Origin of the sequence: Curtobacterium sp. CFBP9011 (assembly GCF_034045095.1) — a bacterium.
Taxonomy (GTDB): Bacteria; Actinomycetota; Actinomycetes; order Actinomycetales; family Microbacteriaceae; genus Curtobacterium.
Genome location: NZ_JAXCWN010000006.1, coordinates 221,473 through 238,746, shown reverse-complemented (window position 1 = coordinate 238,746; position 17,274 = coordinate 221,473). Strand labels below are relative to the sequence as shown.

The following is a 17,274-nucleotide window of genomic DNA, read 5'->3' as shown; positions in this document are numbered from 1 at the left end:
TCGGCGCGCTTGGTGACAGCGCGCCGAACACACCCCGGCGGTGGGGGTGGAGAACCAGCGGTGAGCTGCTGGTGAGCGCTTGCGGGTGTTTCCCGGCTTGTGACAGTGATTCGGGGCACCCGGCGCAACCGTTTGGTGGTCGTTGTGGTTGTTACCTCGTCGTTACATTCCGGGCCTGCACCCGACGGGTGATCGGTGGATCTGCGAAGCTCGGTCCATGTCGTGGCCCAGACCTGAAGCCCTGCCGCGACGCTTCCGGCGCCTGTGGCCCGAGCCGGGAACAGGACGTCGTCTGATGTGCCGTCACGGGGAGCAACGATGATGAAACCGACGGGAGCGGGAAGCCCTGCCGCGCCGAAGCGAGGGCGAGCCCCGCTCGTGCTCCTGATCGCTGCGATGCTGCTCATCGGTCCACTGCTCGTCACGATCGGCAGTGTCCTGATCGCCGGGAACAACGACCTGCTCGCGACGGGTACACGGATCTCCGGAACGGTCATCGACGTGGACGACGGCCCCGAGTCATCGGACCGACGCTTCGGGGCGGAGTACTTCTCCTCCGGCTCGTCGCGTCATGTGATCTGGGCGGACTGGGTCTCCCAGGCGAAGCCCGAGGTCCGTGACACCGTCACCGTCGTCTACCGCCAGGACGATCCTGGTTCAGCGGTCATCGCGGGGTACGGCACGCCTGGTGAGTCGGTCCGGGGGTTGGGCGTCGTCCTCACCGTCATCGTGGGTGGCGCGGCTGTCACCATGCTCGTCGCTTCCCGCAGGGGGAGGAGGAAGCGGAGCTGAGCTGGTCCTCTTCCGGGTTCAACCGTCGGACCCCGACCCGGCCGCGGACAGCGCACCCCGCCCGCGCCCGGATCGCCGCGACCTCCGAGGCCCTCCTCTGGAGTGCCCTGCCGAACGGGCGCCGCGCGACGTTCTACGACCTCTGGTCCGGGCACTCGCTCCGTCCGGCGCGCTTCCGCCGCCGCCTGGAAGCCGACCTCGGCCGTGTCTTCGCCCTCCTGGCCGACGGCACGATCTCCGCGAACATCGCTGCACGCTTCCCCCTGACCGAGGCCGCCGCGGCCCTCACGCTCGCCGAGTCACGGACCCTCAACGGCAAGGTGGTCCTGCTGCCCTGACCGCGGTGCCGCCGGCGCACCAGCGTGCGAGGGTGACGGACGGGAGGCGCGGTGCCAGCCGGCACCGCGCCTCCCGTCCGTCACACCGGCCGCTGGGCGTCGACGCGCTCCGTCTCCTCGTGCTGATCGTCCACGGGGACGACGGCGACGACAGGCGCGGGACGGAGCTGCCGCCAGGTGGCGATGGCCGCAGCGGCTCCCGCGGCGACGGCGATCGTGATCGCGATGGACGGCAGCAGATTGTTCAGCCACAGTGAGGTGGTGAGCGACGAGGCCCCTGCTGCGAGCACGCCGGCGAGGACCGAGTGTGCGGCGGTGTGGACCGCACGAGAGGCGACCCGGTCGAGCGCCCGCCCGAGCAGGTAGGTGAAGGGGACCGAGATCAGGGCGCCGGCCAGCGCCAGGACGAGGGTGGCGACCAGGAACAGGCCGGTGAACCACACGAACGACATGAGGTCGGGGAGGGTGCCGCTCGTGATCGCGACGAGCGCCGTGGCCGCCACGGCGCTGGCAGGGGTCGTGACGGTGACCATCCACCCGTAGCTGCTGCCGATGAGCCGTCCGGTGTCGCCCATGCCCCAGGAGTCCATGCCCTCCACTCTGGGGCGTCGTCCCTGCAGAGCCGGACCCAGGGGAGAGAACGAGACCGAACGGAGACCTCGCGTCCGTCACGGGTGGGGTCAGTTGATGCAGGTGCCCTGCGCGCCGTAGGCGTTGCCGACGGGCTTCGCGGGTGCCGGGGCCGGTGCGGCTGCGTGGCTCCTCGCCGCGGGGGACGGCGCGGTGCTCGTCGCACCGGGGGCCGCTGCCGCCGCCACCGTGTGGCCGTCGGTACCGAGCACGAGCGTCACACCGCTGACCGTCGTGGACTCCACCGCCAGCGCTCCGGGGACGGCTGCGACGACCGCCTTCGCCTGCGCCTCAGACCCCGCGGGGTACTCGACGACGGTCGTGCCGGTGGTCGTGGTGTCGCCCGGCGCTCCGACGACGAAGCCCTTCGCCGTCAGCGCCGAGGACGCCGTCCCGGCAGCGCCGGGCGTCTGCGCACCGTTCAGGACGGCGACGTGCACTGCCGAGGGGGCGGCGGCCCGCGCGGCGACGTACGCGGCGGGCGGGCCGACGATGTCCTGGAAGAAGGCGGGCAGGGCAGCGAAGTCGACGGCCACGGTGGAGTACCCGTCGATGGTCGGCGTGCCGGAGGTGGGGATCGTGGCCGACCGGATCGCGGACAGGTCGATGTCGCTGAAGGTCGAGACCAGGTCGGGGATGCGCAGGGTGTCGTCGATCTGCACCGCGTCGCCGACGCCGTGCAGCAGGTCCGCGACCTTCACCGGGTTGAGGAGTGTGCGCGCGGACAGGGCCTCCCGTGCCTCCTGGGAGAGGAAGTACTGCTGTCGGACCTCACGGTCCAGGTCCCCGCGGGGCAGCCCGTCGCGTTGGCGGACGAAGGACAGTGCCTGGGAGGCGTTCAGCGTCGACGGCCCGGCGGGCAGGTCGACGTCCGAGTTCGGGTCGTGGGCGGGGTGGTTGAGGCAGACGGTGATCGGCCCGAGCGCCTTGACGAGCTGGTAGAAGCCGAGGAGCGACACCCGCACGAAGTGGTCGATGGTGAGGCCGCTGAGGTTCTCGATGGTCTGGATGAGCAGCCCCATGCCGCCCGCGTCGCCACCGCCGTTCGCGGCGCCGTCGGAGTAGGCGCTGTTCAACTTGAAGGTGCCGTGCCCCGGGATCGGCACCCACGAGTCGCGCGGGAACGAGATCATCGTGGCGCTGCCGCCGCCAGCCGGGATGTGCAGCACGATCATGGTGTCGGTGTTGGTCGCCCCGTCGTCGAGCTGGGTGCCGAGCTCGTCGAGCTCCTGCGGGGTCGCGTCGGCCGGACGGTGGTCGTCCCCGACCAGGAGGATGTTCTGCGCCTTCCCGTCGGTGTCGGCGACCTCGCCTCCGCCACCGCCCGGCGCTCCGGAGGGTGCCGAACGGGTGATGTGGACCTTGGTGAGACTCGAGTCGAGCTGCTCGTAGGACCACGCCGCGTAGCCGCCGGTCAGGACGAGGGCCATCGCGAGCACGCCGCCGATCGTCGGCAGGACGAGTCTCCGGCGGCGCTGGCGGCCGTGCCGGACCGGACCGCCGGCAGGGGCGGGGGACGTGTCGTGGTCGTCTGCGGGCATCGGGTGTCCTCGATCGTGTTCGGTGGCAGGAGGAGCAGTCTCACACCGGGCGGACCGGAGGACGTCCGTGGGACCACTGATCCCGTGTGCGAGTGCTCACACGTGACGGACGGGAGGCGCGGAGCCAGCTGGCACCGTGCCTCCCGTCCGTCACGCCCCGCGCCGCGCGATCCGGCGCCGCGCGACACGCCCGATCGTGGAGACTTCGTCAGGATCGGCGGCCCCCCGACACTTCTGGAGTGAGAGGGGGTATCCGTGGACGAGAACACCGAAGCCGACGCAGCACTGACTCGTCGGCTCGCGAACGGGGACCGCGCGGCGTTGGCCGACGCGTTCGACCGGTTCGCGCCGACACTGACCCGGTACGCGTGGGCGCTGGCCAGCAGCAAGCAGGACGTCGAAGAGCTCGTGCAGGACACGTTCCTGACGCTCTGGCAGAAGTCCGGCGAGCTCGACCTCGCCACCAGCGCCCTGCTGCCGTGGCTGCGGACCGCCGCCCCGCACCCCGTCGACGCGGCCGCCGTGCCGGCATCGTCATCGGCGTGATCGCGCTGCTCGGCCTCGGCGCCACGAGCGGTGGTGTCGCGCTCGGGATGATCCCGCAGCCGTTCACCGCGTCCGCGCCCGCGCCGACGCCCAGTCCCTCCGAACCGGTTGCGCCGAGCACACCCGAGTCGGCGCCCGTCCAGGAGACGCCGGACCCGGTGCCGATACCGAACCCGACGTCGACGAGGGGGCCGTTCGCGCTCGACGACCCGTCGACGTGGACCATCTCGGGGGACGAGATCGGGCCGATCGACCTCGGCGGGCAGTTCGACGCCGAGGTCGACGACCTGGGTTCCGGCACCGTGCGTCCGCCGATCGACGACGAGTGTCCCGCTCCGGGACACGGTGCCTGGACCTGGGACGACGGCACCGTGATCGAGGTCCTCTCCGACCTCGACGGGGTCGTGCGGGTCGTCCGGGTCATCGGCGACGACTCGACGCTCGAGCGCTCCGCCACGCCGTCCGGCCCACACACCGCCGGGGGATCCGGCCGCGGTGCGACCCTCACGGCGATCCGGTCGGAGTACCCGGACGTCCACCCGGAAGACCCCGCCGCGTCCGGCCCGTGGTCGCTGTGGCAGACGTCCAGCTCCGGCGGGACGATCACCTTCGAGATCGGTGCTGACGCGGAGACGGTCGTCGGCATCAAGATCGGGGACCCGTCGCAGCTGCCTCGGAACGTCTGCGACTGACGAGCGGGCGGGAAGCAGCCTTGGGGGGTGTTTCCCGCCCGTCGTCGTACCACCGGACCGCCGAGACGTCGGCGCCGGACGTCAGCGCCGCGTGTACCGGTGCTCCGGCCGCCCCGCCGCGCCGTACCGCAGCTGCATGGTCGCGGACCCGTCGGCGGCGAGCTGCGCCAGGTAGCGCTGCGCCGTCGCCCGCGAGACGCCGATCGCCGCCGCGACCTCGGCCGCCGAGCGCTCCTCGGACCCCGACAGCTGCTCGAGCACCAGCGCCGCCGTGGCCGCGCGCGAGGGGGAAGCGCCACCGCTGTCCCCGGCGTGCAGGATCCGGAACGCCCGCTCGACGGCCTCCTGGTCGAGCGTCGCCCGTTCGTCGAGCACGTTCCGGGAGCGCGCGTACGCCCGCAGCCGCTCGGCGAGCACCCCCGAGTCGAACGGCTTGATCAGGTACGCCAGGGCACCGTGCCGCATCGCCCGCCGAACGGTCCCCGAGTCGGAGGCAGCGCTCAGCACGAACGCGTCGGTGTCGACCGCGCGGAGCAGGTCGAGGCCGCTGCCGTCCGGCAGGTAGACGTCGACGAGCACCAGGTCGACCGGGGTCGTCGCCAGCACCTGGCGGGCGAGCGCCACGGTGCCGACGGGGTCGAGCGCCCGGAACCCGGGCACCTGGTCGACCTGCCGTCGGTGCAGGTCCGCGACGTGGAAGTCGTCGTCGACCACCAGCACGATCAGGTCCGTCATCCCACCGCTCCTCCGAGTCGTGCGCAGAACACCGCGCCGTGCGTCGTGTCGTCGGCGCCGCCGTCGCCCGGCCCGCCACCGTCGCCCGGCCCGCCGCGGTCGGCGAGCCACACGTCCCCGCCGTTCCGCCGGGCGATCTCCCGCGACAGCGGCAGGCCGATGCCGAGCCCGTGCACCTGCCCGGGGTCGCCCGGACCGGGCTCTCCGGACCCGCCGTCGCCGGCGGCACGCGGTCCGGGGGATCGACGTGCGAACAGGTCCCGGTCCCCGGGGACGCCCGGCCCGGAGTCCATCACCGACAGGTGCAGCGTCGTGCCCTCGTCGAGCACCTCCACCTCCACCCACGGCTGCGGCTCGTCCGGTGACGACCGAGCCCGGGACAGGGCCGCCGTCACCGCGTTGTCCACCAGGTTCCCGAGCACCGTCGTCACGTCCCCGGGCTCGGTGATCGTCCCCTGCACCAGCGTCTCCGGTCCGATCCGCAGCAGTACCCCGCGTTCCGCCGCCTCGACGCCCTTCGCGCCGAGGAACGCCTGCAGGAACGGCTCGGTCAGCCGGTCGGCGTGCTGCACCGGGTACCGCAGCGGCCCCCGCTCCTGCACGTCCGCAAGGTAGGCGCGGGCCCGGGTGGTCTCCCCGACGTCGAGCAGTCCGGCGATCGCGTGCAACCGGTTGGCGAACTCGTGCCGCTGGGCCCGGAGCGCCTGGGTCAGTGAGCCGACGGCGTCGAGTCGTCGGCTGAGGGCCTCCACGTCGGTCCGGTCCCGCAGCACGGCGACCCGGCCCAGGTCGAGGCCGTCGCGGAACACGCTCCGCACGTCGACGAGCAGCACCTGCGGGCCGGCGACGACGGTGGCGCTCGCCGGGGTCGGCGCGGCACGGTCCAGCATGGCGGCCAGGGCGTCGGGCAGGTCCAGGTCGGTGACCGCCCGTCCGACCGGTCGTGTCAGCGCGAGCAACCGTGCGGCTTCGGCGTTGCAGACGGTCACGGTGCCGGTGGGGCTGGTCGCGATGACGCCCTCGCCGACCCCACCGAGGACGGCCCGCTGGTTCTGCACGAGCGTCACGAGCTCCTCGGGCTGCACGCCGAGCGTCAACCGGACGAGTCGCCGACGGATGAGCACGGAGGCGACCACCGCCAGCAGCACCGCCACGAGACCGGCGCCGACGACGGGCACGCTGTCCTCGACGAGGGTGTCGTACACGCGGTCGCGCGCGAACCCGACGCTGACCTCGCCCACCACGTCCGGCCGGGAGGCACGCCCCGCGCCCGCCCCGCCGGCCCCGGTTCCGTAGACGGGCACCTTCGCCCGCGCGGACTCGCCGAGGGTGCCGCGCGCCCACGACACGCTCTCGCGCCCGCTGAGTGCGGCGTCGGGGGAGGTGCTCACCATCCGACCGATGCGGTCCGCGTCCGGGTGCGCCAGGCGGATCCCGCGGTCGTCGGTCACCACGACGAACAGTGCCCCGGTCCGCCGCTGGGCGTCGAGAGCGGCCTGCTGCACGGGACCGTCGGCGAGGTCGACGCGGTCGAGGTCGGTCCCGTCGACGCTGAGCCGTGTGACCTCGGTGCGGAGGTCGTCCTGGGCGGCGACGCTCTGGGCGATCGCGAGGGCGGTCCCCTCGGCGGCCCGTTCGAGCCGGGTGACCTCGATCCGGACGAACACGGCGCTGGTGAGGACGACGACGGCGACGACCACGACGAGCTGCAGCACCAGTACCTCGGTGGCGAAGCGGAGCCTGCGGCGCCGTGAACGGTCGTCGGTCACGACACCAGCGTACGGAGCGCGCAGCACTCATCGTGCGCAGAATGCGCACAACACGGTCAATGCGCGATGGTGCGCCAACGAGCAGAAGCGCGCCGCGCCTCCCGGCCGGGTCGTAGCGTGCCCGGACTGCCAGACACGGACGAAGGAGTCCTGATGCTCGTCATCCTCGGGTACGCGATGGTCGTGGTCTTCATGGTGATGATCATGACCAAGCGGATGTCACCGATGCTCGCCCTGATCATCGTGCCGACGGTCTTCGGGCTCTTCGCCGGTGCCGGCCTGGGCCTCGGCGACATGGTCATGAAGGCGATCGGGACGCTCGCGCCGACGGCCGCGCTGCTGATGTTCGCGATCATGTACTTCGGCCTGATGATCGACGTCGGCCTGTTCGACCCGCTCGTCCGCTTCATCCTGCGGGTGACCGGCAACGACCCGGCGAAGATCGTCCTCGGCACCGCCCTGCTGGCGGGTGCGGTGTCGCTCGACGGTGACGGGTCGACGACGTTCATCGTGGTGACTGCGGCGATGCTGCCGATCTACCTCAAGCTCGGCATGAGCCCGGTCGTGTTGACGTGCGTCGCCGGGCTCACCAACGGAACGCTCAACATCGTGCCCTGGGGCGGCCCGACCGCCCGCGCCGCCGCAGCGCTGAAGATCGACCCGACGGACGTCTTCGTGCCGCTCGTGCCGTCGCTGATCGTCGGCCTGCTGCTGTGCTTCGGGTTCGCGTGGACGATGGGGCTGGCGGAGCGGAAGCGCCTCGGGCTCATCGAGTTCACCTCCGCGACCCGGGCGTCCCGGGCGCCGAGCCGGCAGGGGGCCGGGGCCGGAGTGGGTGTCGGTTCGCGGATGCTCGCGGCGGCCGGCGGGACCGGTGGCGGGATGTTCACCAGCCCGACCGTCGCGCTCGGGCTGCGCGGCGGCAAGGCCGACGGCCGCCGGGCGGACGGCGAGGGCGTCGACGGTGCAGACGACGTCGGCGGGGCGTCCGGCTCGGGCTCCGGCGCGACGATGGCGTCGACGATGCTCGACCCGGACCGTCCGACGCTCCGCCCGAAGCGCATCTGGTTCAACCTCGTGCTCACCGTCGCGGTCATGGTCGTCCTGGTGCTCGGTGTGCTGCCCCTGGCGTACGTGTTCATGGTCGGCACGGCCGTCGCGCTGCTCGTCAACTTCCCGCAGCTCAAGCAGCAGAGCGCGCAGATCGTGGCCCACGCGCCGAGCATCGTCGGCGTCGTGTCGATGGTGTTCGCCGCCGGGGTGCTCATCGGGGTGCTCGACGGCACCGGGATGGTCGCCGCGATGGCCGACTGGCTGGTCGCGGTGATCCCCGACTCGATGGGCCCCTACCTGGCGGCCATCACGGGCGTACTGAGCATGCCGCTGACGTTCTTCATGAGCAACGACGCCTTCTACTTCGGCATCCTGCCCGTCCTGGCGGAGAGCGCCTCGGCGTTCGGCATCACGCCCGCCGAGATGGCGCGGGCCTCGGTGGTGGGGCAGCCGGTGCACATGCAGAGTCCGCTCGTGCCGGCGATCCTGCTGCTCGTGTCCCTGGCGAACGTGAACCTCGGCGACCACCACAGGAAGGTGCTGTGGCGGGCGGCGGTGGTGGCCGCGGCGATGCTCGTCGTCGGGATCGTGGTGCGGGTGATCCCGTTCGGCTGACCGGTGCGACCCGAGGGCGGACGGGAGGCGCGGTGCCAGCGGGTGCCGCGCCTCCCGTCCGTCGTTCACCCAGCGGGACCCGGGCGGGTCAGCCTGGCGACGGCGCGGTCCAGTCGCGGCGTTGCGATGCCCAGGGAGCGAGCGGTGTGCGAGAGGTCGAGGAGCACCGCACGGGGTTCTGCGGCCTGCGGGTCGTCGTGCGCGGCCAGGCTGGCGCGGGCGATCGGCGCGACCACGGTGGCGATTGCCAGCGCGGCCCCCGTCGCCCCCGGGAACCTGGCCGGCGTGCTCGCGGTGCGGTGTCGGGTGAGGTCGACGCCGCGCGCTTCGATGACCGGGAGGAGTTCTCGGCTCGTCCGGAACGCCCCGCTGAGTGCCCGTCGGTCCCCGATCATCCGGGCGAGCCCGCCGCGCTCCACCGCCTGGGAGAACATGCCGGCGTCGAGGACGACGTGCAGGAAGAGCCACCCGCGGATGTCCGGTTCGTCGCGGACGGTGAAGCCGGCCTGGTGGAAGACGGCCCGGGCCTCCTGCGCGCGCCGGGGCGGTGCGGTCCCCGACGTGCCGAGGGTGACCGACCGGAGGACGGCACCGTGGAGACTGCCGTCGGTCCGGAACCCGCCGCCCGCGCCGGGGAAGCCGAAGACGACCTGGTCCGCGGGGATCGGTGTCACGGCGGCATCGAGTTCGTCCCACACGTTGCCCAGGACCACGACCGTCGCGTCGCCGATGTGCGGTGCCAGCGCGGCCGAGGCGTCCCGGAGCTGGTGGTGACCGACGCTGATGACGACGAGGTCGAAGCGGTCGTCCGGCGCCGTCGAGCTCTGGAGCCGCGGCGCGTAGTCGCGCTGTGTCCGTCGACCGAGCGGCCCGAGGCGTCCGTCGATGAGGTCCGTCCGGACGGGCTCGCGGTACTCGGCGAGGCGCTGCGGTCGGACGTGGTGGACGACGTCGTGGCCGGCGCGCTGGAAGGCCTGGCCGTAGACCGTCGCGATGACGCCTCGCCCGAGCATCAGGATCCGCATCGCGTTCCTCCTCAGTAGTGTGGAGGTTGTCTCCGTTTGCGACGATACGGAGGTCATCTCCACTTGTCAACGACCATCGCCGATCCGAGGAGGACCAGTGCGTGCAGACGCCCGCCGGAACCGGGACGCGATCATCAGTGCCGCGCGCTCCGTGTTCGAGAACGACGAGCAGCTCCGGTTCGACGACTTCGCAGCCCGGGCAGGAGTCGGGGTCGGCACGCTGTACCGGCACTTCCCGACGCGGGAGTCGTTGGCGGCAGCGGTGTACCAGGGTGAGGTCGAGGCGCTCTGCGGGCAGGCCCGGGACTCCACCCGCCCGGCAGGTGAGACCCTCGACCGCTTCGTCCACGCGTTCGTCGACCACGTCGTCGAGAACACCGCGCTCGCCAGGACCCTGGCGGCCGTCGTCGACGCGGACACGCAGGCCGCCGGCGGCGGTGAACTGGAACGGACGCTCGGTGCCCTGATGGCGCGAGGGGTCGCCGAGGGGAGCGTCCGCGACGACGTGACACCGGGCGCCGTGTTGATCGCGCTGCACGGTGTGGGCTCGGCGACCGAACGGCCGGAGTGGGCGGCGGAAGCGCAGGTGCTCGCCGACGTCGTCGTGCGGGGCCTCGCGGCGGACTGAACCGCAGCGACCAGCACGCGCCGCCTGGGTCGGCGCTCGAGCGGCAGGCCCGGCGCTCACTGCCCGGGGATGGCCACCACCCGCTCGTGGTCCCACGGCTCGGTCCACCCGACCCGGTCGAACAACCCGTCGAGCAGCGTGGCGGTGAAGCCCCACACCACGTAGGACCCCGAGTCGGCCCGGACGGTGAACGCCGGCCCGCGCCAGGTCCGGCCCTCGCGACGGAACTCCGTGATGCCGCGGTTCGCCGGGTCGAGCAGATCGGCGACCGGGGCGCGGAAGACGGCGGCCGACTCGGCGACGTCCACCACCCGGACCGGCGACGGCGCACGCCACCAGCCGAGGACCGGCGTCACCAGGTGCCGCGAGTGGGCGAGCGGCACGGCCGGCGCAGTGCCGAGCACGTCGACGCCCGTCAGGTCCAGGCCGGTCTCCTCACGCGCCTCCCGGAGTGCCGCGGCGACCACGTCGGCGTCACCCGGGTCGACGCGGCCACCGGGGAAGGCGACCTCGCCGGCATGGGAGCGGAGCGTGCTTGCGCGGGCGAGCAGGAGCACGTCGAGGTCCCGCGGTACGTCGGCGGAACGCGCCGGACGGTCGCTCGGCACGTCGTCGAGCGGGCCGAACAGCATGAGCACCGCCGCCTGCCGTGGCGTCGGCGCGGACGGCATGTCGGTCACGAGCGGCGGCGCTCCCGGCGCGACGGCCGCCGCGAGCTGGCTGCTGGCGGTCACGGCATACGCCGGTCGGAGCGGACGGACGACGGACGAAGCGTGAGCACCACGCCAGCCTAGGCACGCCGACCGTTGCCGCCGGCGGGGTCGGTGCACGAGACTCGCGTCATGGGGAACCAGGGAACCGACCGATCCGAGGTCGTGGCCGTCAGCCGTGACCACGACCACCACTTCAGCAAGCCCGTCGTCGATGCGGTCACGCTCGTCGAGGGGTGGGGCATCGAGGGTGACGCGCACGCGGGCACCACCGTGCAGCACCGCTCCCGCGTCGCCCGGGACCCGTCGCAGCCGAACCTGCGGCAGGTGCACCTGATCCACGCCGAGCTCTTCGACGAGCTCGAGGCCGCCGGCCACTCCGTCCGGCCCGGGCTGCTCGGCGAGAACGTCACCACGCGCGGGGTCGACCTGCTCGGGCTGCCGACCGGGGCGTTGCTCCACCTGGGCGAGGACGCCTGCGTGCGGGTCACGGGCCTCCGGAACCCGTGCCAGCAGATCAACGACTTCGAACCCGGACTGCTCCGCGAGGTGCTCGGCCGCGCCGAGGACGGGTCGGTCTCGCGGAAGGGCGGCGTGATGGGCGTCGTCGTCAGCGGGGGAGTCGTCCGCCCCGGTGACGGCGTGCGGATCGAAATGCCCGAGGGCGAACTGGAGCCGCTCAGTCCGGTGTGAGCGCCCGACCGCTGCTCCTGTGCGTTCCCTCACACTGCCGTGCGGGGACGGGAGGATCGTGGCCGGCTCCGGGGGTCGGCGAGCCTAGCGTGAAGTGGCCATGACAGCTGAACACCGCAGACCCGTCGAGCCCGATGCGGCTCCCACCGTCCCGCACCACGACGCCCACCACGTCGAGAGCGACGAGCACGCGCCGGCACGGCCCGACCAGGCAGCGCAGTCGGACGGTGACCAGCCGGACCCGAACCGCTGGAAGGCCCTCGTCATCTGCCTGCTCGGCGGTGGCATCGTCCTGCTCGACGTGTCGATCGTCAACGTCGCCCTGCAGTCGATCTCGACCGGCCTGCCGGGCACGACGCCCGAGGCGGTCCAGTGGATCCTCTCCGGGTACGCCCTGTCGTTCGGCCTGCTGCTCGTCCCCGGCGGCCGACTCGGTGACGCGACCGGACGGCGGCGGATGTTCGTCATCGGCGTCGGCCTGTTCACGCTCGCCAGCGCCCTCTGCGGCTTCGCCCCGAACGGCATCGTCCTGGTGATCGCCCGCCTGGTGCAGGGTCTCGCCGGCGGTCTGCTCACCCCGCAGGTCACCGCGCTCATCCAGCAGCTCTTCCGGGGCCGGGAGCGCGGGAAGGCGTTCGGCCTGTTCGGCGCGACCGTCGGCATCGCGACCGCCATCGGCCCGCTGATCGGCGGCCTGCTCATCACCGCCTTCGGCACCGAGAACGGGTGGCGGTTCGTGTTCTTCGTGAACCTGCCCGTGGGACTCGTCACGATCCTCCTGGCCTTCCGCTACCTGCCGGCACCGTCCGGTGCCGAGCGGGGCAAGAAGCACGACTTCGACCCGGTCGGCATCGTCCTGCTGGGTGCCGCGGTCGTCGCACTGCTGCTGCCGTTCGTGCAGTCGCAGGTGTGGAAGGGCAGCACGAAGTGGTGGCTGATCGTCGTCGCCGTCGTGTTCGCCGTCCTGTTCGTCCTGTGGGAGCGGCACTACGAGCGGACCAAGGAGCCCGTGGTCGACCTGCGGCTGTTCCGTCGCCGGTCGTTCTCGCTCGGTGTCGGCCTGGCGACGGTGTACTTCGCCGGCTTCACCCCGCTGTTCTTCGTCCTGACCCTCGCCCTGCAGTCCGGGCTGCACTACTCGGCGCTGACCGCGGGCCTGGCAACCGTGCCGTTCGCGATCGGGTCCGGCATCGCCTCGACCCTGGGCGGACGGATCGTGCACCGCTTCGGGCGGCAGCTCATCGTCGTCGGCACGATCCTGGTGCTCATCGGCCTGGGCGTCGTCATCTGGGTCGTCGCGAACCACTACGAGTCGGACCTGGGCTGGTGGCTGGTCCTGCCGCTGCTCGTCGCCGGCGTCGGCTCCGGACTGACGATCTCGCCGAACCAGACCCTGACGCTGTCCGAGGTGCCCGTCGAACAGGGCGGCTCGGCCGGTGGGCTCATCCAGGTCGGCGCGCGCGTCGGCTCGGCGGTCGGGATCGCCGCGGTCGGCAGCGTCTTCTACTCGACCCTCGCCAGCTCGCACGGCGACTACGCGAAGGGACTGCCGCTCGGGCTGGGCGTCTCCCTCGCGTTCGTCGGCGCCGCACTGGTCGCCGGGATCGTCGACGTCGTCGTCGGCAAGGTGCGGCACACCGAAGCGTCGGTCTGACCTCGCCCACCGCGAACATCCGTCCCCGCGGACCGGCCACGGCGTTGGCTGGGACGCGGCAACCACAGGAGGACACATGAGCAAGACCTGGTTCATCACCGGAGCATCCAAGGGCTTCGGCCGCGAGTGGACGGAGGCCGCCCTCGAACGCGGTGACTCCGTCGCCGGCACCGCCCGCAACACCGACGACGTCCAGGACCTCGTCGAGCAGTACCCGGACACGTTCCTCGGGCTGCGGCTCGACGTCACCGACCGCGCCGCCGACGTCGCCGCCGTGCAGCAGGCCGCCGAGCACTTCGGCTCGCTCGACGTCGTCGTCAACAACGCCGGCTTCGGCCACTTCGGCATGGTCGAGGAACTCACCGAGGACGAGCTCCGCGCCCAGCTCGAGACGAACCTGTTCGGCGCGGTCTGGGTCACCCAGGCGGCCCTGCCGATCATGCGCGAGCAGGGCTCGGGACACGTCATCCAGGTGTCGAGCATCGGCGGCATCAGCGCGTTCCCGACAGTTGGCGCCTACCACGCGTCGAAGTGGGCGCTCGAGGGGCTGTCGCAGTCGCTCGCGCAGGAGGTCGCCGGCTTCGGCATCCACGTCACCCTGATCGAGCCGGGCGGGTTCTCCACCGACTGGTCCGGCCCGTCCTCGAAGCACAGTGACGAGAACCCGGCCTACGCCGACGTCCGCGAGGCCGCGTCCAAGCGTCCCTCCGCGGCCGACCCCGGCAAGCCCGAGGCGACGCGGAGCGCGATCCTCAAGGTCGTCGACGCCGACCAGCCGCCGCTGCGCGTCTTCTTCGGCAAGGCGCCGCTCGGCATCGCGGAGAAGGACTACGAGTCCCGCCTCGCGACGTGGCGCGAGTGGCAGCCTGTCGCCGAGGAGGCGCACGGCGCGTAGTCAGCGCCGGGGCAGACGGACGGGAGGCGCGGTGCCAGCCGGCACCGCGTCTCCCGTCCGTCCGTCCGTCGCCGCGTCAGAAGCGGGTCGTGCCCCGGAGCGCACGCGGCCGCCCGTCCGGGTCGACGGCGAGCTTCGCGACCGGGGCCGCCCAGAGCCGCTGCAGCGCCGACACCGGCTCCGGCTCGTGCTGGCGGATGCGTCCCGGCGGACGCGGTCCGGGCTGGCCGTCCTCGTGCCAGTGGTCGAGCGCGCGGGCGTGTGCGCGCCACCGGGCGAGGAGCTCGGCGCCGGTGTCGTCGAGCTGCGGGTCGTCGGGCGTCGTCGCCAGGTGCTCCGCCCAGAGCTCGTGCCGCAGGTCGCGGGCGAGGGAGCTGTCCGAGGTGTCGACGACCGCGCAGGTCAGCTCGCTGTCGGACGTCCACGAGCGGCGGTTGAAGTTGTCCGACCCGATCGTGAACCACTCGTCGTCGACGATGCACACCTTGGCGTGGATGTAGATCGGCCGGCCGGACTCGTGCTCCAGGTCGAACACCCCGACGCGGTCCGGGGCCGTCCGGCGGAGGGTCGTCAACGCGTCGATCTGGCCCAGACGGGCCGGCGGGCCGCTGAACACCCCGTCGGAGTTCGGGTACCGCGGCACCAGGACGATCACCCGGAGGTCGGGGTTCCGCTCCAAGGCCTCCGCGATGCCGGTCGCGACCTCGCGGGACCACAGGTACTGGTCCTCGATGCAGATCAGGGACCGCGCCGTCCGGAACGCCTTGCCGTAGGCCCGCGCGATGCTCCGCTCGCCCTCCGGCGCGAAGGGGAACGGCGGGTGCTTCACCCCGTAGGTGCGGAGGAGCTGCACGGCGTGCTCTCCGGCGACCGGCGGCGCGGGGGTCCGCTCCGGCAGGGGCTCCGGGTGGCGCGGCATCCGGACCAGGCGCTGCAGCAGCATCCGGTAGGGCAGGCTCCGGTCCAGCGGGTGCGGGTCGTCCCACCGCTCGGCGAACACGGCGAGGACGTCCGCGACGACCGGCCCGCGGAGCTCCATCGACGCGTCGTGCCACGCGGGGTGGTCGCCGTACCGGGAGTCCATCGAGATCGCCTGCGGGTCGCCCTCGTGCGCGGCGTCGTCACGGCGGCTGTGGCACAGGTCGATGCCACCGACGTAGGCGACGTCCCGCGACGGGTCGTCGCGGTGCTGGATGACGAAGGACTTCTGGTGGTGCGAGCCGAAGAACCGGACGCGCTGGTCGAGCAGGACCTCGCCGCCGGCGTCGTTGATCTTCCGCCCGAGCAACTCGTTGGCCTTCGCGCTGAGGGACGCCGAGATCCGCTCGCCGTGGGAGCGCCAGATGAGGCCGCGGACCTCCACCCCGGCCCGTGCCCGGTCGGCCAGCAGGTCGCCGATCGTCGGCCCGTCGGGGGACAGCCGCTCGTCGGCGTCCCCCCGCCAGTCGGTGAACCAGACGCGGTCGCCGGGCTGCAGTGCCGACAGCTCCGCCTCGATGCGGGCGAAGTACGACGCCCCGTGCACCAGCGGTCGCACGAGGTTGCCCTCGGACCACGCGGGGCGGTCGTCACCACCGGCGTGCACCTCGGTCGCGGTGTTGCCGCGTTCGTCGCGGGTGAGGAACCAGTGACGCGCATCAGTGGGCACGGTCGCAGGATACGGGCAGCGCCTGCCCTGAGGACGTCTCGGCTCGCCGGGGCCTGTGGAGGTGTTCACGCTGACGGACGGGAGGCCCGTGGCGGGCCGGCACCGCGCCTCCCCTCCGGTGGCGGGGTTGCGGCCGGCCCGTTCGCGGTTCCCGGAGGAACTGAGGAGCCCGTCGGCGGTGCGGGCCAGGATGGCGGTGCGAGAGGAGCACCCCTGATGAAGACCATCCGCTACGACAACACCGCGATCCTGACGAGCGATGACGTGGCCGACGCCGTGATCGAGTACGCGGCCGCGCTCTCCGGCGGCGACCGGGCCGACACCGTGGCGGTGCCCTCGGTCGCCCACGACGGGACGATGACCACCACGAAGATCCTCATCGGGCCGTCGAGTGAGGTCGTCGTCGAGGACGCCGAAGAGGACGAGCTCGAGCTCGAGAACGGCGAGTTCGTGGCGCGGCTCCGTGCCGCTGCCCGGACGTTCGGACACGACACCGTCATCCACGCCGACACCCGGTCGGACCTGACCGAGGGCGACGACGAGACGGAGCCGCCGGCGGTGGGCTGAACCAGCCCCGTCAGGCCGCGGCGGCTGCTGCCCGCAGGGTCCGCTCGGCGTCGTCGAGGTAGTCGGACAGCAGGGTCGACGCGCGGTCCTGCTCGCCGGAGCGGAGCGCAGCGACGATCGCCTCGTTCCGCTCGACGAACTCACCGTGGAACGCGCCGGGGTCGTCGGTGGTGAGGAACGCCAGCCGCATCTCGGCGAGCAGGGCGTCCATCAGGCCGTGCAGCCGGGCGCTCGGGACGGCACGGACGAGCTCGGCGTGGAAGCGGATGTCCGCGGTGCCCACCGCTCGCCAGTCGTGTGCCGCGGCGGCGACACGGGCATCGGCGACGGCGGTCGAGGCGGCGGCGAGGGCGGGGGAGTCCGGCGTGCAGGCGCGGATGCCGGCCTCCTCGAGCACCCGACGGGCGGCGTAGAGGTCGGTGACGTCCGCCGCCGAGAGCCGTCGGACGAAGACACCGCGGTTGAAGACGTGCTCGACCAGTCGGTCGCGGGCGAGCAGTCGGAACGCCTCGCGCAGGGTGTTCCGCGAGACGCCGAGCTGGTCGCTCAGGCGCTCCTCGGACAGCTGCGTCCCCGGCATGAACCCGCCGTCCGCGATCGAGGACCGCAGGCGTGCCGCGGTGGACTCTGCGCCGCTGACGGTTCGGGTCATGTGCCGATCCTGGCAGAGCCCGACAGCGCGGCCCCGTGTGACCGCCGTGTTACAGATCCGGGTGCCCTCTTGAGATTGTTGAACAATGCGG

The 17,274-nt window shown here is 72.6% G+C and carries 18 protein-coding genes; 10 read left to right on the top strand and 8 right to left on the bottom strand.

The window, feature by feature from the left end; translation table 11 throughout:
* The first annotated feature begins 378 nt into the window (after positions 1 to 378).
* Together SOM35_RS14045 and SOM35_RS17405 are read left to right on the top strand one after the other, a co-directional pair.
* Entirely contained in the window at positions 379 to 792 is a 414-nt protein-coding gene (locus SOM35_RS14045) for a DUF3592 domain-containing protein (RefSeq protein WP_320515891.1), read from the top strand.
* Entirely contained in the window at positions 789 to 1,130 is a 342-nt protein-coding gene (locus SOM35_RS17405; RefSeq protein WP_414648576.1) for a zinc-binding dehydrogenase, read from the top strand. The genes SOM35_RS14045 and SOM35_RS17405 overlap by 4 nt, the downstream gene beginning before the upstream one ends.
* An 80-nt stretch (positions 1,131 to 1,210) precedes the next feature.
* On the opposite strand, the gene SOM35_RS14040 is transcribed toward SOM35_RS17405, so the two are convergent.
* Together SOM35_RS14040 and SOM35_RS14035 are read right to left on the bottom strand one after the other, a co-directional pair.
* Entirely contained in the window at positions 1,211 to 1,720 is a 510-nt protein-coding gene (locus SOM35_RS14040) for a hypothetical protein (protein ID WP_320515890.1), read from the bottom strand.
* A gap of 90 nt (positions 1,721 to 1,810) precedes the next feature.
* Positions 1,811 to 3,301 (bottom strand): LCP family protein, encoded by a 1,491-nt coding sequence (locus SOM35_RS14035; RefSeq protein WP_320515889.1) that lies wholly within the window; start codon positions 3,299 to 3,301, stop codon positions 1,811 to 1,813.
* 255 nt (positions 3,302 to 3,556) lie between these two features.
* Here SOM35_RS14035 and SOM35_RS14030 point away from each other — a divergent pair, with 255 nt between their 5' ends.
* Positions 3,557 to 3,847: an RNA polymerase sigma factor gene (locus tag SOM35_RS14030; RefSeq protein ID WP_320515888.1), complete on the top strand. Its 291-nt coding sequence runs from the start codon at positions 3,557 to 3,559 to the stop codon at positions 3,845 to 3,847.
* Positions 3,844 to 4,539, top strand: coding sequence for a hypothetical protein (locus SOM35_RS14025; protein ID WP_320515887.1), 696 nt, complete (start codon positions 3,844 to 3,846; stop codon positions 4,537 to 4,539). The genes SOM35_RS14030 and SOM35_RS14025 overlap by 4 nt, the downstream gene beginning before the upstream one ends.
* A gap of 81 nt (positions 4,540 to 4,620) precedes the next feature.
* On the opposite strand, the gene SOM35_RS14020 is transcribed toward SOM35_RS14025, so the two are convergent.
* Positions 4,621 to 5,274 carry a response regulator gene (locus tag SOM35_RS14020; RefSeq protein WP_111074434.1) on the bottom strand — a complete coding sequence of 218 codons (654 nt, stop codon included), beginning with the start codon at positions 5,272 to 5,274 and terminating at the stop codon, positions 4,621 to 4,623.
* On the bottom strand, positions 5,271 to 7,043 hold the full coding sequence (locus tag SOM35_RS14015) for a sensor histidine kinase (RefSeq protein WP_320515886.1): 1,773 nt from the start codon (positions 7,041 to 7,043) through the stop codon (positions 5,271 to 5,273). The genes SOM35_RS14020 and SOM35_RS14015 overlap by 4 nt, the downstream gene beginning before the upstream one ends.
* 153 nt (positions 7,044 to 7,196) lie before the next feature.
* Between SOM35_RS14015 and SOM35_RS14010 the strand changes: the two genes are divergently transcribed.
* On the top strand, positions 7,197 to 8,711 hold the full coding sequence (locus tag SOM35_RS14010; protein WP_320515885.1) for a CitMHS family transporter: 1,515 nt from the start codon (positions 7,197 to 7,199) through the stop codon (positions 8,709 to 8,711).
* A 65-nt stretch (positions 8,712 to 8,776) separates the two neighbouring features.
* Here SOM35_RS14010 and SOM35_RS14005 read toward each other — a convergent pair whose 3' ends face one another.
* Positions 8,777 to 9,736, bottom strand: a complete 960-nt coding sequence (locus tag SOM35_RS14005) for a ketopantoate reductase family protein (RefSeq protein WP_320515884.1) — start codon at positions 9,734 to 9,736, stop codon at positions 8,777 to 8,779.
* 97 nt (positions 9,737 to 9,833) lie between these two features.
* On the opposite strand from SOM35_RS14005, the gene SOM35_RS14000 reads away from it, so the two are divergent.
* The gene (locus SOM35_RS14000; RefSeq protein ID WP_320515883.1) at positions 9,834 to 10,364 is read left to right on the top strand and encodes a TetR/AcrR family transcriptional regulator; all 531 of its coding nucleotides are present in this window, start codon (positions 9,834 to 9,836) and stop codon (positions 10,362 to 10,364) included.
* Between the two features lie 56 nt (positions 10,365 to 10,420).
* Here the strand turns inward: SOM35_RS14000 and SOM35_RS13995 are convergent, their stop codons facing one another.
* A complete protein-coding gene (locus SOM35_RS13995) occupies positions 10,421 to 11,035 on the bottom strand; it encodes an NUDIX hydrolase (protein WP_320515893.1) in 615 nt (204 codons plus the stop codon).
* Between the two features lie 171 nt (positions 11,036 to 11,206).
* Here SOM35_RS13995 and SOM35_RS13990 point away from each other — a divergent pair, with 171 nt between their 5' ends.
* The 3 genes from SOM35_RS13990 to SOM35_RS13980 all read left to right on the top strand — a co-directional run bounded on the left by SOM35_RS13990 (position 11,207) and on the right by SOM35_RS13980 (position 14,316).
* Entirely contained in the window at positions 11,207 to 11,767 is a 561-nt protein-coding gene (locus SOM35_RS13990) for an MOSC domain-containing protein (RefSeq protein ID WP_320515882.1), read from the top strand.
* Positions 11,768 to 11,867: 100 nt separating this feature from the next.
* Complete coding sequence (locus tag SOM35_RS13985) at positions 11,868 to 13,421, top strand: MFS transporter (RefSeq protein ID WP_320515881.1); 1,554 nt, start codon at positions 11,868 to 11,870, stop codon at positions 13,419 to 13,421.
* A 76-nt stretch (positions 13,422 to 13,497) separates the two neighbouring features.
* Positions 13,498 to 14,316 (top strand): SDR family oxidoreductase, encoded by an 819-nt coding sequence (locus SOM35_RS13980; protein WP_320515880.1) that lies wholly within the window; start codon positions 13,498 to 13,500, stop codon positions 14,314 to 14,316.
* 76 nt (positions 14,317 to 14,392) lie between these two features.
* On the opposite strand, the gene SOM35_RS13975 is transcribed toward SOM35_RS13980, so the two are convergent.
* On the bottom strand, positions 14,393 to 15,964 hold the full coding sequence (locus SOM35_RS13975) for a phospholipase D family protein (RefSeq protein WP_320515879.1): 1,572 nt from the start codon (positions 15,962 to 15,964) through the stop codon (positions 14,393 to 14,395).
* Between the two features lie 216 nt (positions 15,965 to 16,180).
* Here SOM35_RS13975 and SOM35_RS13970 point away from each other — a divergent pair, with 216 nt between their 5' ends.
* Positions 16,181 to 16,531: a hypothetical protein gene (locus tag SOM35_RS13970; protein ID WP_320515878.1), complete on the top strand. Its 351-nt coding sequence runs from the start codon at positions 16,181 to 16,183 to the stop codon at positions 16,529 to 16,531.
* A gap of 10 nt (positions 16,532 to 16,541) precedes the next feature.
* Here the strand turns inward: SOM35_RS13970 and SOM35_RS13965 are convergent, their stop codons facing one another.
* A complete protein-coding gene (locus SOM35_RS13965; protein ID WP_320515877.1) occupies positions 16,542 to 17,183 on the bottom strand; it encodes a GntR family transcriptional regulator in 642 nt (213 codons plus the stop codon).
* Positions 17,184 to 17,274 lie beyond the last annotated feature (91 nt).